Annotated in this window: 12 protein-coding genes; 7 read left to right on the top strand and 5 right to left on the bottom strand. The window is 66.2% G+C overall.

What is annotated here, in order from left to right; genetic code table 11:
* Positions 1-314: 314 nt before the first annotated feature.
* Entirely contained in the window at positions 315-5,504 is a 5,190-nt protein-coding gene (locus PV781_RS14770) for a Calx-beta domain-containing protein (RefSeq protein ID WP_274776389.1), read from the bottom strand.
* A 201-nt stretch (positions 5,505-5,705) separates the two neighbouring features.
* Between PV781_RS14770 and PV781_RS14775 the strand changes: the two genes are divergently transcribed.
* From PV781_RS14775 to nadC, 5 genes are all read left to right on the top strand, one after another.
* Positions 5,706-6,818: a sensor histidine kinase gene (locus PV781_RS14775; protein WP_274776390.1), complete on the top strand. Its 1,113-nt coding sequence runs from the start codon at positions 5,706-5,708 to the stop codon at positions 6,816-6,818.
* Positions 6,803-7,519, top strand: a complete 717-nt coding sequence (locus PV781_RS14780; RefSeq protein ID WP_274776391.1) for a LytR/AlgR family response regulator transcription factor — start codon at positions 6,803-6,805, stop codon at positions 7,517-7,519. Before PV781_RS14775 ends, PV781_RS14780 begins: the two co-directional genes overlap by 16 nt.
* Positions 7,520-7,717: 198 nt before the next feature.
* Positions 7,718-8,713 (top strand): quinolinate synthase NadA, encoded by a 996-nt coding sequence (gene nadA, locus PV781_RS14785; RefSeq protein WP_274776392.1) that lies wholly within the window; start codon positions 7,718-7,720, stop codon positions 8,711-8,713.
* Positions 8,714-8,718: 5 nt separating this feature from the next.
* Positions 8,719-10,239, top strand: coding sequence for an L-aspartate oxidase (locus PV781_RS14790; RefSeq protein ID WP_274776393.1), 1,521 nt, complete (start codon positions 8,719-8,721; stop codon positions 10,237-10,239).
* Positions 10,239-11,099: a carboxylating nicotinate-nucleotide diphosphorylase gene (nadC, locus tag PV781_RS14795; RefSeq protein WP_274776394.1), complete on the top strand. Its 861-nt coding sequence runs from the start codon at positions 10,239-10,241 to the stop codon at positions 11,097-11,099. Before PV781_RS14790 ends, nadC begins: the two co-directional genes overlap by 1 nt.
* A 62-nt stretch (positions 11,100-11,161) precedes the next feature.
* Here the strand turns inward: nadC and PV781_RS14800 are convergent, their stop codons facing one another.
* Positions 11,162-11,425, bottom strand: coding sequence for a DUF2312 domain-containing protein (locus tag PV781_RS14800; protein ID WP_209100931.1), 264 nt, complete (start codon positions 11,423-11,425; stop codon positions 11,162-11,164).
* Between the two features lie 211 nt (positions 11,426-11,636).
* Entirely contained in the window at positions 11,637-11,963 is a 327-nt protein-coding gene (locus tag PV781_RS14805; protein ID WP_274776395.1) for a DUF1244 domain-containing protein, read from the bottom strand.
* Between the two features lie 183 nt (positions 11,964-12,146).
* On the opposite strand from PV781_RS14805, the gene PV781_RS14810 reads away from it, so the two are divergent.
* Positions 12,147-12,680, top strand: a complete 534-nt coding sequence (locus tag PV781_RS14810; RefSeq protein WP_274776396.1) for a DUF1036 domain-containing protein — start codon at positions 12,147-12,149, stop codon at positions 12,678-12,680.
* A gap of 44 nt (positions 12,681-12,724) precedes the next feature.
* On the top strand, positions 12,725-14,146 hold the full coding sequence (gene pyk / locus PV781_RS14815; protein ID WP_274776397.1) for a pyruvate kinase: 1,422 nt from the start codon (positions 12,725-12,727) through the stop codon (positions 14,144-14,146).
* Positions 14,147-14,204: 58 nt separating this feature from the next.
* Here pyk and PV781_RS14820 read toward each other — a convergent pair whose 3' ends face one another.
* Together PV781_RS14820 and PV781_RS14825 are read right to left on the bottom strand one after the other, a co-directional pair.
* Entirely contained in the window at positions 14,205-14,423 is a 219-nt protein-coding gene (locus PV781_RS14820; RefSeq protein WP_274776398.1) for a hypothetical protein, read from the bottom strand.
* A 191-nt stretch (positions 14,424-14,614) separates the two neighbouring features.
* On the bottom strand, positions 14,615-14,866 hold the full coding sequence (locus PV781_RS14825; protein ID WP_274776399.1) for a hypothetical protein: 252 nt from the start codon (positions 14,864-14,866) through the stop codon (positions 14,615-14,617).
* Positions 14,867-14,881: the final 15 nt, after the last annotated feature.

Raw genomic sequence — 14,881 nt, forward strand, 5'->3', positions numbered from 1 at the left:
GTTCAGGGCGCGAGAACAGGTTCGCCGCACCCCAGACCGCAGAAGCGATCCGGCGTGCGCGGTGAACCCTCTCGCCGTCCATGCGGCGCCCGTAATGGCCCCACATGCTCGGCTCGCGCCCTAAGTGCCAGCAGGAGATGGCCACGACCTTGCCCCATATCAAGAATGCGGCAATGCGAGAAATCGGCGGCCAAGGAAGAGGAGAGGCTCCAGGCTGTGCGCGGGGAATTCCACCTGGAGCCTCGTCCCACGCCGTGCCCCTTGGAACATGGGGCCGGTGCGCGGGAAAGGCGGGCTGAGCGTCGGGCGGACGCTCAGATGATCAGGTCCACCTGGGCGGGATCGAGAGTGCCGATGCCCACGAAGCCGAACGACACCTCGCCGCCCGCCCCGATGGTGCCGTTCCAGTCGGCATTGCCGATCACGTAGCCGGAGGCATCATGGGAGATGATCTTGGCATTCCAGATGTTTTCGATCTGGTAGGGCATGTCCACATGCACCTGCCAACCCGTCACGGCGGCTCCGTCATTGTCGATGACGATGGTGGCGTTGAAGCCGTTGCTCCAGGAATCCGCCACCTTGAGCACCGCCTCCAGGTCTCCAGAGGGCGTGGGATCGGTCGGGGTCGGATCCACCGGCGGGGTCGGGGTGGCGGCATCATCATCCACGATGGTCGCTGTCCCCAAGGCGACCCCCAGGACCGCGCCATGGGGGTCCGTGAGCATGACGGTGAAGGTCTCGTTCCCCTCGTGATTCAGGTCTGAAACGATGGGAATAGAGATCACCTTGGTCTGCTCGCCGGCGGCAAACAGGAGCGTACCGCTCTTGGACACGAAATCCGTATCCGACGCCGTGCCGGGCATGGTGTGATAGTCCACCGTGACGGCCCCGGTAGCCGGCTCAGAGAGGCTCACCTCGAACTGCGCGAAGACGGTCGGCGTGCCGTCCCCGCCGCCGGCCACGTCCGTGTCGAAATCGAACTGGATGGGCTTGAGATAGGCGAGCTTGGCGGTGTTAACCGAGGTCCAATCGCTGTTGAGGATGCCACCCGTATCGCCGGAATTGGGGTTCCAGGACCAGAAGGTCCAGCTCGGTCCCTTGTCGCCGGCCGCCAGGTCCGACACCCCATCATTGTCGAAGTCGCCCGACAAGTAGGAGGTGATGGCCTCCAGCCAGGGAGCATCCTTGGGATCGGTCAGGCTGGTGCCGAACTCGCCGATATAAACCGGCGCGATGCCTTCCCGATAAATGTAGCCCCACATCTGGTCGAACTTCTCCGGCAACTGGGCGGCGAAGTCGGAGGACTGGAACCACGGCTGGGCATAGACGGAATTGGGATAATCGTGGGCCGAATAGACCAGCTTGTTGGTCGCGTCGAGATCGATGGGCCGGTCGCGCACCCCCATGAGGTTGCCGCCCCACCAGTAATTGTTGCCCTCATACGTGCCCACGCCCTCGACGAAGATCAGCCAGTTGGCATTGACGTCGCCGATCGCATTGCCGGCCCGCTCGGCCGCCGCGGCCCAATCCTTGGCGCCGCCGCCCCCCCATGTGCCATTATAGGGCTCGTTGTGCAGGTCAGCGCCGATGACGGTCGGATCGTCCGCATAGCGCTGCGCCAGCATCTGCCAGTCGGAGATCCAGGCCGCCTCGGTATATTTGCTGTTGTACCACAGGCCGTTGTCCGATGTGCCGGTCCCCGAGTCCGAGCGATGATGGTCGAGAATGATCTTGAGCCCGATTTCGCCGGCATAATCGACGATCTTGTCCATGATCTGCAGGGCGGACAGGCCCTTCAGGTCCGGGTTCTTGTTGAAATCGATGCCGTTTGGCGCCGCTGAGGTGTGCAGCATTTCCGACGAGAAGGGCAGGCGGATGGTGTTGAACCCCTCATCCACCATCTGGTCCATCATCTCCTTGTAGTTCCGGGTCCACAGGCCGTGGGGCGCGAGGGTGGAACTCTCAAAGCCGAACCAGTTCACGCCCGCGATCTGGACCGAATTGCCATCCGCATCGACGATCTGGTTGCCGGACGTGCTCAGCCAGCCGGAAGCGGCCGCGCCGGTCGCGGGGTCGCCCTCCTTCACCTGGACGTCGGAAATGCTCACCTTGGGCGTCTGCCCCGGCGGTGTCGCCACGTCGTCATTGGTGATGGAGCCGGTGGCCGAGGCCTGGGCGATTGTGGCGCCTTTGGCCGAGGACAAGGTGACCTTGAAGGTCTCGTCCGGCTCGACCGTTCCATCCCCGAGGGCCGCCACCTGGATGACCTTCTGCGTCTCGCCCGCCGCGAAGGTGAGCGTGCCGGTCTGGGCCACATAGTCGGAGCCGGCCACAGCCGTCCCGTCGGCCGTGGCGAAGGAGACGGTGACGGCGCTCGTGGCCGCCTGGGAGAGGCTGACCACGAACATGCCATGGCCGGGGGTCGCCGCGCTTCCCTCCGCAAAGCTCGCGCCGGCGATGGAAAGCGTGGGCAGCGGAGCCACGTCGTCATTGACAATGGTGCCGGTGCCGGCGCCATCCGCCAGGGTCGCGCCGGAGGGATTGGTGAGGTTGAGGGTGAAGGTCTCGTTGCCCTCAACCGCCGTGTCGCCGTTCACCAGCACCTTGACGACCTTCGAGGTCTCACCTGCCGCGAAGGTCAGAGTCCCGCTCTTGGCGGTATAGTCCGAACCCGCAAGGGCGGTGCCATCCGCCGTGGCATAGGCCACTGTCACCGGGGCGGTGGCGGCGGACGAGAGCGAGACGGTGAAAGCCAATTCCTTGGTGCCCGAATTGCCTTCAGTCACGGACGCATCCGTCACCGAGAAAGCGGGCAACACAGGCTCCGGATCGCCGCCCACCGCCACGCCGTTCAGGAGAAAACCGCTCGCGTCGTGGCCAGCGGCGCCCGAATTGGCCTGGAAGCCGAACGCCGCCTGCTTGCCGGCGCCCAGGGTGCCGTTCCAGGAGGCGTTCTTGATCACATAGTGATTGCCCACATGGCTGACGATGACCGCGTTCCAGATATTGGTGATGGTGAAGGCAGCATCGAATTCCACCGTCCATCCCTTGAGGCCGCCAGGGCCCGCCTCCACCTTCATATCCGCCACAAAACCCGCGCCCCAGTCGTCGCGGACCACATAGTCCACATCGCCTGCAGCCACCGGGGCCGCGTCGTCGTTGCGGATGGTGCCGGTCGCCGAGCCATCGGCGATGGTGGCGCCGGAGGGGGAGGACAGCTTGACGGTGAAGGTCTCGTTCGCCTCCACATTCCCATCCCCGATGGCTGACACCGTGATGGTCTTCTGCGTCTCGCCCGCGGCGAAGGTCAGCGTGCCGGTTTTGGACGTGTAGTCGGACCCGGCCACGGCCGTTCCATCGGAGGTCGCATATTTCACTGTCACAGGTGTCGCCGAGGCGGCGGACAGGGTGACGACGAACGTGCCCTTGCCGGGCGCGCCGGCAGACCCCTCCGCGAAGGAGGCATCGGCGATGGACAAGGTGGGAAGAACCGGCGCCGCGTCATCGTTGCGGATGGTGCCGACCGCCACGCCGTCAGCGATGGTGGCGCCCGAAGCGGCGGTCAGGGTGACGGAGAAGGTCTCGTTCGCCTCCGACACCGCATCGCCGATGGCGGCGACCGAGATGGTCTTCTGCGTCTCGCCCGCCGCGAAGGTCAGCGTCCCCGTCTTCGCCGCATAGTCGCTCCCGGCCACAGCCGTCCCATCGGAGGTGGCATATTTCACCGTCACCGGCGTCGCCGAGGCGGCGGACAAGGTGACGACGAACTTGCCCTTGCCGGGCGCGGCGGCAGACCCCTCCGCGAAGGAAGCGTCGGCGATGGACAGGGTGGGCAGCACAGGCGCTGCATCGTCGTTGAGGATGGTGCCCTCCGCGACGCCGTCGCCAATGGTGGCGCCCTTCGGCGCGCTCAGAGTGACCTTGAAGGTCTCGTTGGCCTCAAAGGTCGCATCTCCCATGATGTCCACATGGACCATCTGCGAGGTGACGCCCGGCGCGAAGGTCACCGTTCCGGTGGTCGCCTGATAGTCGGACGCGGCCTTGGCGGTGCCGTCCGAGGTGGCATATTGCACCGTCACGGTCTCGCTGGAGGCCTTGTCCAGCGTCACCATGAACATGAAATGCATGTGCTCGCCATTGCCTTCGCTCACGGCGAGATCGGCAATGGACACCTTGGGCGGCGTGTTCGGGGCACTGTCCAGATCGTCATTGCGGATGGTGCCCACCGCCGTGCCATCCTTGATGGTGGCACCGGAGGGCGAAGACAATTGCAGCGTGAGGGTTTCGTCCACCTCCACCTGCGTGTCCCCGCGGACGGTCACCTGCACGGTCTTGGCGGTCTCGCCGGGGGCAAAGGTGATGCTGCCGACGGCGGAGTCATAGTCCGTGCCGGCGGTGGCCGTGCCGTTGAGGGTGGAATAAGAGACGGAGACCGGGGTCGTCGAGGCGGCGGAAAGACGGACGGTAAAAGTCAGCAGTGTGGTTCCGGATGATCCCTCCGCCACCGTGGCATCGTCCACTGAGAGCGTGGGCAAGCCCGCCGGCGGGGTGGCGGCATCCAGGAGGCCCTGCCATTCGGCACGAGCGGACGTGTCGAGGGCCACGATGTTGCTGAGATCGAGCGCATAGAGGGACACGCCCGGCAGCGTATAGGTCTGCTTGTTGCCCTCAATGGAGATGACGACCGCGCCGTTCTGCTCTGTCACCGAGAATTCGCTCGCCTTGAACCAGCCGAAGTCGAGCTTGTCCGTGGCTGGATGGAAGTCGAGCGTGGTGTTGACGCCATAAAGCCACTTGATCTCAAAGGTCGTCCCCACCTGCCCGCTCGGCGGGGCGCCAGTGCCCGCCTGCGTGGGCCAGGCCTCCGTGCCGGCGATGGGAATATCGCGTGCAATCACCTGCGAGGCCGGCACCGTGCCCGAGAAGCCCAGTTGCTGGGACACTCGGTCCTCATAGACCTGCGCCGAGTGGAAGACGAAATTCTGGATCGTCAGATCCGAGACCTTCACTCCAAGCAGGATCAGCGCTTGCCCGGTGCCCGAGTTGGAAATGACCACCCCTTCGGAGCTGTTGGTCATATAGATTTGCTCGCGGGTTCCGAAATACCGGAAGTCCACGATGTCCTTGGCCGGGTCAAAGCTCACCCGGTCCACCTGCCCGATCTCATGGGAGCGGGCATAGACAGTGTGCGGCGCCTGAACGATGCCGTGCTCCCAGGCCAGCGCTCCGCTCACATCCTGGCGCAGATGATCGTTGATGATGGGCGTGAAGCTGTCGATGGTCAGTTGGCCGAGGGAGACCCCTTGGACGATGGCAACCTCTCCCGACCAGGGATTCATGAAGCCGACGCCCTGCGGCGTGTCTACGATGATGAAATTGTGGACGGAATAGTCGCCCAGATCGAGCTTGTCGCGCGCCGGATCGAAACCGACAATGTCCGCGCCACCGGGATGCACCGCAAAGACCCGCCCCGTCGAGGTGGCCTGATTGCTCTCGCTTGCCATGTCCCGTCTCCGTCAGGGTGTTCCGCTGCCCTATGGAGTGCTTCTAGACACGGCGACGCGCGCGCCGCACCAGCTCGGGCGCCACCATTCGACGATCCCGGCGAAATACTCGACGGAACAGGCAGGCAATGCACGCAAGCGCTTGTCCGCACGAAGCTTTGCTTTATTCCTCTGCGTCGGACGCGCCCGTTGGGGGGAAACGTGAGCATCGAGAAGGTCCGGCGCCGCTGGAGAAACGCCACCGCTTTTCAGCGGGTGCAGGTGGCAGGCTGGGGCGCGTTCATCGTCATCGACCTGGTCATCCGTCTGGTCACATATGGCGATCCGACCATCTCCGTTGTCCTGACCATTATCTCAGTGATGCTCTTTGCCGGCGCGGCCTATCTTCTCCGCGCCTTCTATCGCCAGAGCGTTTTCACCCAGGACATGTCCACCGGCACTGCGCTGCGCGTCATTGGCGCATCCTTCCTGGCCGCTTTCCTCATCATCACCGCCATCTACACGCTTCGCCAGTCCATGGGATGGGACATTCCAGCCTGGCGGCCCATGCAGGAATATTTCGCCCCGCTCATCTATTACTTCACCGTGGTGTGTGGCGGCAGCTTTGCCTATTTCTGGGTGCGGACCGACTGGCGCCGCCGCGCCGAGCACCAGCGGGCGGTGCAGGCCGAGGCCGAAGCCCTGCGGGCCGAACTCCTGCAATTGCGTCTCCAGCTCGATCCTCATTTCCTGTTCAACGCCTTGAACGGCGTTGCGGAAGAGATTCCCGAGCATCCCGATGCGGCGCTGGCCATGCTGCGGCAGCTCTGCACCTATCTGCGCCACTCGCTGGACAGCATCGGCGAGCCGGTAACGACGGTGGCCGCAGAGGCGGATGCGCTCGCCGCCTATCTCAAGGTGCAGGAAGCCCGCTTTGGAGAGCGCCTCACCGCGCGCCTAGTGGTGGCGCCGGAGGCGCGGCAGCGGCCGATCGTCAGCTTCCTGCTTCAGCCACTGGTGGAAAACGCCATCAAGCACGGCACGCGGCGCCATGGGCTGCGCCTCACGGTATCCATCCTCTGTGTCGGCGACGCACTACACGTCCGCATCGAGAATTCCGGAGCCCTCGCCGAACGCACGCGCCCCTCGCGTCTGCGGCCCGGCGTCGGCTTGCCCAATCTTCGCCGCCGGCTCGCCCTCCACTACCCGACGCGGCACCGTTTCCAGCTCCGCGAAGGCAATCGGACCATATCGCCGGGAGAAGCCGCCCGGGAAGGGGACAGGGTGGTGACCGCAGAACTGGTACTGGAGGGAACACCATGCTCCGGGTGGTGATCGTCGACGATGAACCGCTCGCGCGCCGGGCACTCCGACGCTTGCTGAAGCCTCATGCAGGCGTCACCGTCGCCGGAGAGGCCGATACGGTCGCCGCAGCAGCAGCCTTGGTGGCACGGGAGCGGCCGGACCTGGTGCTGCTCGACATCGAGCTGGGTCATGGGGACGGGTTCGATCTCCTCGCCGCGCTCTCTCCGACACCGCGCGTGGTGTTCGTGACTGCCCACCCCCAGCATGCGGTGGAAGCCTTCAAGGTCCGTGCCGTTGACTATCTGCTCAAGCCCATCACCCAGGAGCGCTTCGACGAGGCCCTGGACCGGGTCCGCGCACTAGTGGCCCGCCAGAATGAGGCCTCGCAGGACACAGGCACCCTTGAGCTGCGCACCCCATCCCGCACCGTCATCGCGGCCCCGGGAGACCTGTGCGCCATCCGGGCGGAGGGGGATTTCTGCCACGTCCTGCTGGCGGACCAGCCCGCCTTAATGATCCTGCGCTCCCTATCGCAATTCGAGACCCAACTCCCGAACCCGCCGTTCCTGCGCCTCGACCGCTCCATCCTCATCAATCGCGACCGCCTGCGCCGGATCGATGCCCGCACGCGGGACGAGGTCCATCTCAGCTTCCAGGGCCTTGCGGACACGCTCCAGGTCGGCCGCACCGCCGCCATCCGCCTGCGTGACGCTCTGGCCGCAACGCGCTGATCCATCGGACGCATTGATCGGCCGTTCGAGGCCGAGGGGGATCGAAACCACACCACTTCGCCGGTAAATGCTCAAAATGAGCACTGCCTCTTGACGCCTATTTATGCTCACTTTAAGCATAAAGATAGAAAGCCGACTTCGCTTCGGCTCATTTTTTGACGCCAAATATACTCAGATCGAGCATATGGGAGGAAAACCATGCTGCAACAGGTGCCAATGCCCGAGCAGGCGATGCCCCTGCCCCATCTCTATGAAAAGGTGCGGCGCCACGTGCCGGCCATGGAATGGTCCATTCTGTCGGATGACGTGGAGGCGATCCTGCGCCTGAAGCGCGAGCGCAACGCCATCCTGCTGGCGCACAATTACCAGGCTCCCGAAATCTTCCACACGGTGGCAGACATCGTCGGCGACAGCCTCGCCCTCGCGCGGGAGGCGGCGGCGACCGATGCCGATGTGATCGTGCTGGCCGGCGTCCACTTCATGGCCGAGACAGCCAAGATCCTGAACCCGCACAAGACCGTCCTTATCCCCGACGAGAAGGCTGGCTGCTCGTTGGCCGAGAGCATCACGCCCGCCGACGTGCGCGCCCTGCGCGCCAAGCATCCCGGGGTCCCTGTGGTGACCTATGTGAACACCTCGGCCGCGGTGAAGGCGGAATCCGATGTCTGCTGCACCTCGGGCAATGCCCTCAAAGTGGTGGAGGGGCTCGGCGTGCCCCGCGTCATCATGATCCCCGACGAATATCTCGCCCGCAACATCGCCGCCCAGACCAAAGTCGAGATCATCACCTGGAACGGCCACTGCGAAGTCCATGAGCGCTTCACGCCCATGGACATCGCCGAAATTCGCGATGCCTATGCCAACGTCACGGTCATCGCCCATCCTGAGTGCCCGCCAGACGTGGTGGCCGCCTCGGACTTTGCCGGCTCCACCGCCGAGATGGTCTCCTTCGTCGCCAACAAGCGGCCTGAACGGGTGGCGCTCGTGACCGAGTGTTCCATGGGCGACAATGTGGCGGTCCATTATCCCGAGATCGACTTCGTGCGGCCCTGCAATCTGTGCCCGCACATGAAGCGCATCACGCTGTCCAACATCCGTCGGGCGCTGGAAACCATGGCGCCGGAAGTGACCGTCGACCCCGCGCTCATCCCCGGCGCCCGCGCCTCGGTCGAGCGCATGCTGGCCATCCGGTGACCGCCATGACCGACCCGAACGATCGCGTCATCGTCGTCGGAGCGGGGATCGCAGGGGTGGCCACCGCCCTCGCGCTCGCGCCCCTCCCCGTGCTCGTCATGGCGCCCACCGGCGTGAGTGCCGACGCGGCCACCACCCTCGCCCAGGGTGGCATTGCCGCCGCCATCGGCGCGGATGACGATCCCACCCTGCACGCGGCGGACACCCACGCCGCCGGGGCCGGCCTATGCGAAGCCGATGCGGTGGCCCGTGTCACGGCAGAAGGCCCGGCCATCATCGCCCACCTGGCCGCCCTCGGCATTCGCTTCGACACGAATGCGAGCGGCGCCATTGCCCTCGGCCTGGAAGCCGCCCATGGCCGCCCCCGCATTGTCCACGCCAATGGCGATGCCACCGGACGGGCGGTGTTGGAGGGGCTCATCGCCCGGGCCCGGTTGGCCCCGCACATCAGCCGGCGCACGGACCTCGTCGCCGTCCGGTTGGAGGCGCGGGACGGCCGGGTTCATGGCGTCTGGTGCCGCGACGGCAGCGGACGGCTGCTGCATCTGACCGGCCGCGCCGTGGTGCTCGCCACCGGCGGCATCGGCGGGCTCTATGCCTCCACCACCAATCCGCGCAGTGCCGTGGGCAGCGGCCTCGCCATGGCGGCGCGCGCCGGGGCGGTGTTGCGGGACCTGGAATTCGTGCAGTTCCACCCCACCGCCATCGCCACCGCCAGAGATCCCATGCCCCTTGCCACCGAAGCCCTGCGGGGCGCCGGCGCCATCCTGGTGGACGAGACGGGGGAACGCTTCATGGCCCACGTGCCGGGCCGGGAACTGGCGCCGCGCGATGTGGTGGCCCGCGCCATCCATGCGCGCATCCTGGCCGGCCATCGGGTGTTCCTGGATGCCCGCCCGGCGCTCGGCGCGCACTTTGCGCGCCATTTCCCCTCGGTCGCCCAATTGTGCCGCACCAACGGCATCGACCCGGAGAAGGACGCCATCCCGGTCCGCCCGGCCGCCCATTATCACATGGGCGGCATCAAGGTGGACGGGGCGGGACGAACCTCCCTGGGCGGGCTCTATGCCTGTGGCGAGGTGGCCTCCACCGGCCTTCACGGCGCCAACCGGCTCGCCAGCAACTCCCTGCTGGAAGCGTTGGCCTATGCCCAATGGATCGCGGCGGACATCGCCAACCGGGGCGCCTCCATGCCGTCGGTCGCCTCCGCGCCGCCGGCTCACCTGCCGCCCTCAAGCCTTGAACCGATGCGCGTCCTCATGGATCGCCAGATGGGCGTGGTGCGGGAGGAAGAGGGGTTGCTGCGGGCTCTGCGCCACCTCGCCCCCCGCATGCACGAAGACGACACCGCCTTGGTGGCCGGGCTCGTCACGCTCTGTGCGCTGGAGCGGACGGAGAGCCGGGGCGGGCATTACCGCGCCGACCACCCCGCGACCGGCGCCCCGCGCCACAGCGACATCACCCTTTCCGCCGCCACCGCGCGCCTCGCCGCGCATGTGGGGCACACGTTTCGGGAAGCCGTCTGATGAGCCTCAGAACCCTTGATCCCCTCCCCGCCCTCCTCACCGAGCCTTTGGTGCGTGCGGCGCTCCTGGAAGACCTCGGCCGGGCCGGCGACATCACCACCGAGGCGGTTATCGCCGCCGATGCGCGCATGGCCGTGCACATGGCCGCCCGCCAAAGCGGTGTGGTGGCGGGACTGGACCTTGCCATCCAGGCCTTTCGACTGATGGAGCCGACGCTCGCCATAGAGGTGCTCAAGGGAGATGGCTCATCCGTCGGCGCCGGCGAACCTGTGCTGCGCATCGAAGGACGAGCGCGTCCCATTCTGAGCGCGGAGCGGGTCGCCCTCAACTTCGCCTGCCGCCTGTCGGGCATCGCCAGCGCCACCGCCGTGCTGGTGGAAGCGGCCCGCGCCCATGGCCATGCCCGCATCACCTGCACCCGCAAGACCACGCCTGGCCTCAGGGCGGTGGAAAAATATGCGGTGCGGGCGGGGGGCGGTGCCAATCACCGCTTCGGGCTCGACGACGCCATCCTCATCAAGGACAACCATGTGGCCGCGGCCGGCGGCGTGGCTGTCGCCATCCGCCGCGCCCGCGCTTATGTGGGCCATCTGGTCAAGATCGAGGTGGAGGTGGATACGCTCTCCCAGCTGGAGGAGGCGCTCGGCGTCGGCATCGATGCAGTTCTGCTCGATAATATGGGGCCGGACGCCCTCAAGGAGGCGGTGCGCATGGTCGACGGGCGCGCCATTACTGAGGCGTCGGGCCGCGTGACGGCCGCGACCGTCCCCGCCATCGCCGCCTCGGGGGTCGACGTCATATCCTGCGGATGGCTGACTCACAGCGCCCCGATCCTGGACCTGGGGCTGGACGACATCTGAGTGGGCGGAGATCGCGCCGGTGGCAAATAGCGTCCATGGGCGATCCCCATGGACGCAGAGTCTCACATGAAGACGCCGAGCGCCTGGAGATAGAGCTCCACGATCGCCTCGTGCTCGCGCCGCTTGTCCACGTCTTCCTTGCGGATCTTGAGGATGGTGCGCAGGGCCTTCACGTCGAAGCCATTGGCCTTGGCTTCCGCGAACACGTCCTTGATGTCGTCGGCAATGGCCTTCTTCTCTTCCTCGAGGCGCTCGATGCGCTCGATGAAAGACTTGAGCTGTTCCTTGGCGAAGCCCGCCGGGGCGTCGGAAGCATCGTCCGTCACGGGAAAACCTTCTGGTCCTGCGAACGCGCCCGCCGCTCCGCAAGAAGCCGGCGGATCGGCGGGCGCGCCTGAATTGAGCGAGGCGGACAGCCGGAAGGCGCCCGCGCGAGAGGCAGGATAGAGCGCAAATCACGACGCCCGCGTCAAGGAAGCTTCCCCGCTATCCACCCTGTGGGCAGAGGGAATCGACACGCGCGGCGCAGCGGATCGTTCAGTGCGACGGCTTGGCCTGCTCAAATGCCGCCTTCTGCTCCGGCGTCGCCTCGCTCTGGTGAAGCGCCTTCCATGCCTCGTAGCTCATGCCATAGACCGCTTCCCGGCTCTCGCCCTTCGTCAGCGGCAGACCGGCTTCCTGGGCTGCATCCAGATACCAGTTGGACAGGCAGTTGCGGCAGAAGCCGGCCAGATTCATCAGGTCGATATTCTGAACGTCGGTCCGCATGCGCAGATGGGACACCAGGCGACGGAAGGCAGCGGCCTCCAGCTTCTCGCGTTCCGCATCCGAAAGCGCCCGCGGGGCGTCAGCTTGTTCGCTCATGGGGAAATCCTTTCTGCGCCAAAGCTGGGCTCTCCCCGGCAATGCCGCAAGAGGTTATCCAGGGCCTGCCTCTCTCTTGCCCCGATCACCGAAGACAAAGCCGGCGCGCGGCCCCCCGCGCAGTTCCGCCTGCCAAGCTCGGGCATTGACGCTCGCCCCCGGCAGGGGCACACCAGGGAACCGATGCGCCGTAGAGACCTGCCCTCTCCCACTCTGCCACCTCTGCCATCGCCGCGCACCCTTGCCGCGCTGTGCGCCCTTGCGCTCGTGCTGCTTCCGGAGGTGGCCTTGGCGGATTTCCGCCTGTGCAATCGCACCCAGAGCCGCATCGGCATCGCCGTTGGCTACAAGGACAATGAGGGCTGGATGACGGAGGGCTGGTGGAACGTGGCCTCCAACTCCTGCGAGACGCTGCTGCGCGGCGATCTGGTGGCACGTTTTTATTACATTTACGCGGTAGATTACGACCAGGGTGGGGAATGGTCCGGCAAGGCCTATATGTGCACCCGCGACAAGGAGTTCACCATTCGCGGCGCCGAGGACTGCCTTGCCCGCGGCTTTGAGCGCACCGGTTTCCTGGAGGTGGACACCAAGCAGCAGAAGGCCTGGACGGTCCAGTTGACCGAGCAGAACCAGACCCAGGCCGACAAGGCGCCCTTGCCCCCGCCGCTGCCAGGCGGCGTGCCCATGCCCACACCCGCCATAAGGCCCAAATAGGCGGCACGCTCAGCGTCCGCCCTCACGAAAAACTGGAGGATGCCATGAGACGCCAGCGCCGCACCAAAATCGTCGCCACCCTGGGCCCAGCCTCCTCCGATCCCGCCATCATTGAAAAGCTGTTCGTGGCCGGCGCGGACGTGTTCCGCATCAATATGAGCCACACGCCCCACGACAAGCTGCGCGCCTTTGTCGGCGCCATCAGGGACATTGAGGCCAAGCACAAGCGACCCATCGGCATCCTGGTGGATCTTCAGGGGCCGAAGCTGCGCCTGGCCACCTTCGAGAATGGCTTTGCCATGCTGGAGCCGGGCGCCACCTTCGTGCTCGATGCCGATCCTGCCCCCGGCAACGGGCAGCGGGTGCACCTGCCTCATCCCGAAATCCTGGCGGCCCTGGAGCCTGGCCACGGGCTGCTGCTCGACGACGGCAAGATCCGCCTCGACGTCATCGAGGCGAGCCCCGGCCGAGCCGTCACCCGCGTGGTTGTGGGTGGGCGCATTTCCGACCGCAAGGGTGTGAGCCTGCCGGACACCACCATCCCCTCCTCCGCCTTGACCCCCAAGGATCGCGCCGACCTGGACGCCGGCCTGGAAGCGGGCGCCGACTGGATCGCGCTGTCCTTCGTTCAGCGCCCCGAAGACGTGGCCGAAGCCCGCAAGATCGCCCGCGGCCGGGCAGGCGTGATGGTGAAGGTGGAGAAGCCCCAGGCGGTGGCGCGGCTCTCCGAGATCATGGAATTGTCGGACTCGCTGATGGTTGCGCGCGGCGACCTTGGCGTCGAGATGCCCCTGGAGCGTGTGCCCGGTGTTCAGAAGCAGATGACCCGCGCCGCCCGCCGCTCCGGCACGCCGGTGGTGGTGGCCACCCAGATGCTGGAATCCATGATCACATCACCGGTGCCCACCCGTGCGGAGGTGTCGGACGTGGCCACTGCCGTGTTCGAGGGGGCAGACGCCATCATGCTCTCGGCGGAAAGCGCGGCGGGCAAGTATCCGGTGGAGGCGGTCGCCACCATGAACCGGATCGCCGAGGAGGTGGAGCGGGACCCGACCTATCGGGCAGTGCTGAACGCCCAGCGCTGCGAGCCCGAGGCGACCACCGCCGATGCCATTGCCGCCGCCAGCCGGCAGATCGCCGAGACCCTGGACCTCGGCGCCATCGTCTGCTGGACCTCCTCGGGCGCCACGGCCCTGCGCGTGGCCCGCGAGCGGCCCAAGCCCCTTACCATCGCCCTCACCCCCAATGCCGGCACCGCCCGGCGGCTCGCGCTTGTGTGGGGGGTGCATTGTGTCGTCACCGAGGACGCCCACGATGTGGACGACATGGTGGAACGGGCCAGCCGCAACGCCTATTCGGACGGCTTCGCCAAGGCGGGGCAACGCATCATCGTGGTGGCCGGCGTCCCCTTCGGCACGCCAGGCGCCACCAATATGATGCGCATCGCTTTTGTGAAGGAGAGCTGACAGACGCAGAGGCCGCACCGGCCCGGCACCAAGCGAACCGGTGCGGACCCTTCAGAATTCAGCGGCCGGACGCCTTGATGATCTCGCCAGTCTGCGGGTCGAGTTCATTGCCCTTCTCATCATGAGTCCTTGCCCATTTGAGGAAGGCGCGGTCATTGAAGCACATGCCACCAGCCGCGGCCTCAGCCGCCGCGTCGGTCAGCGCCTCGGCTTCGACCTGAGGGTCATTCTGGACCTCAATCGGCGCCTTGGCCGCCGGCGCAGTATCGTGTTGCATCAGCCATCTCCGCTCGTCGAAACCAATACACGCCTCGTCCCTTCTCACGGGTCCTTGCCGCCGGAGCCAGGAGCGCGGTGGGCCCCTTTGGATGCCATGCCAGTCCAGTTCCCTGCGTGCGATGCGAGGAGCGTCGGCCAACAGACCGCGCTGGGCGTCGGCAAAACGAGCATCAGGCGGCGTTCGGCGCCTCACTCCTCCTTGAAGGGGATGGAGCCCGACAGCTGGACCGGGTATGCGCCCGCAAATGATGGCCCCAGATGTGGGGTCGGTGTAGCCGGCTCATCAACCTTCTTGGTGGACCTCCAGAAATTGCGCTGGAATTCCCCAAGGTTCGCCACCACACCACCCGCCGCCGCCTCGGCACTGGCGTCAGACAGGATGGCGGCGTCCTCGGGAGCCTCGGCTGAAGCCTCTGCGCTCTGTTCACTGTCGCGCTGCATCTTTGTCCCCCATCA

It is taken from the genome of Aquabacter sediminis, assembly GCF_028863665.1.
Lineage (GTDB): Bacteria > Pseudomonadota > Alphaproteobacteria > Rhizobiales > Xanthobacteraceae > L1I39.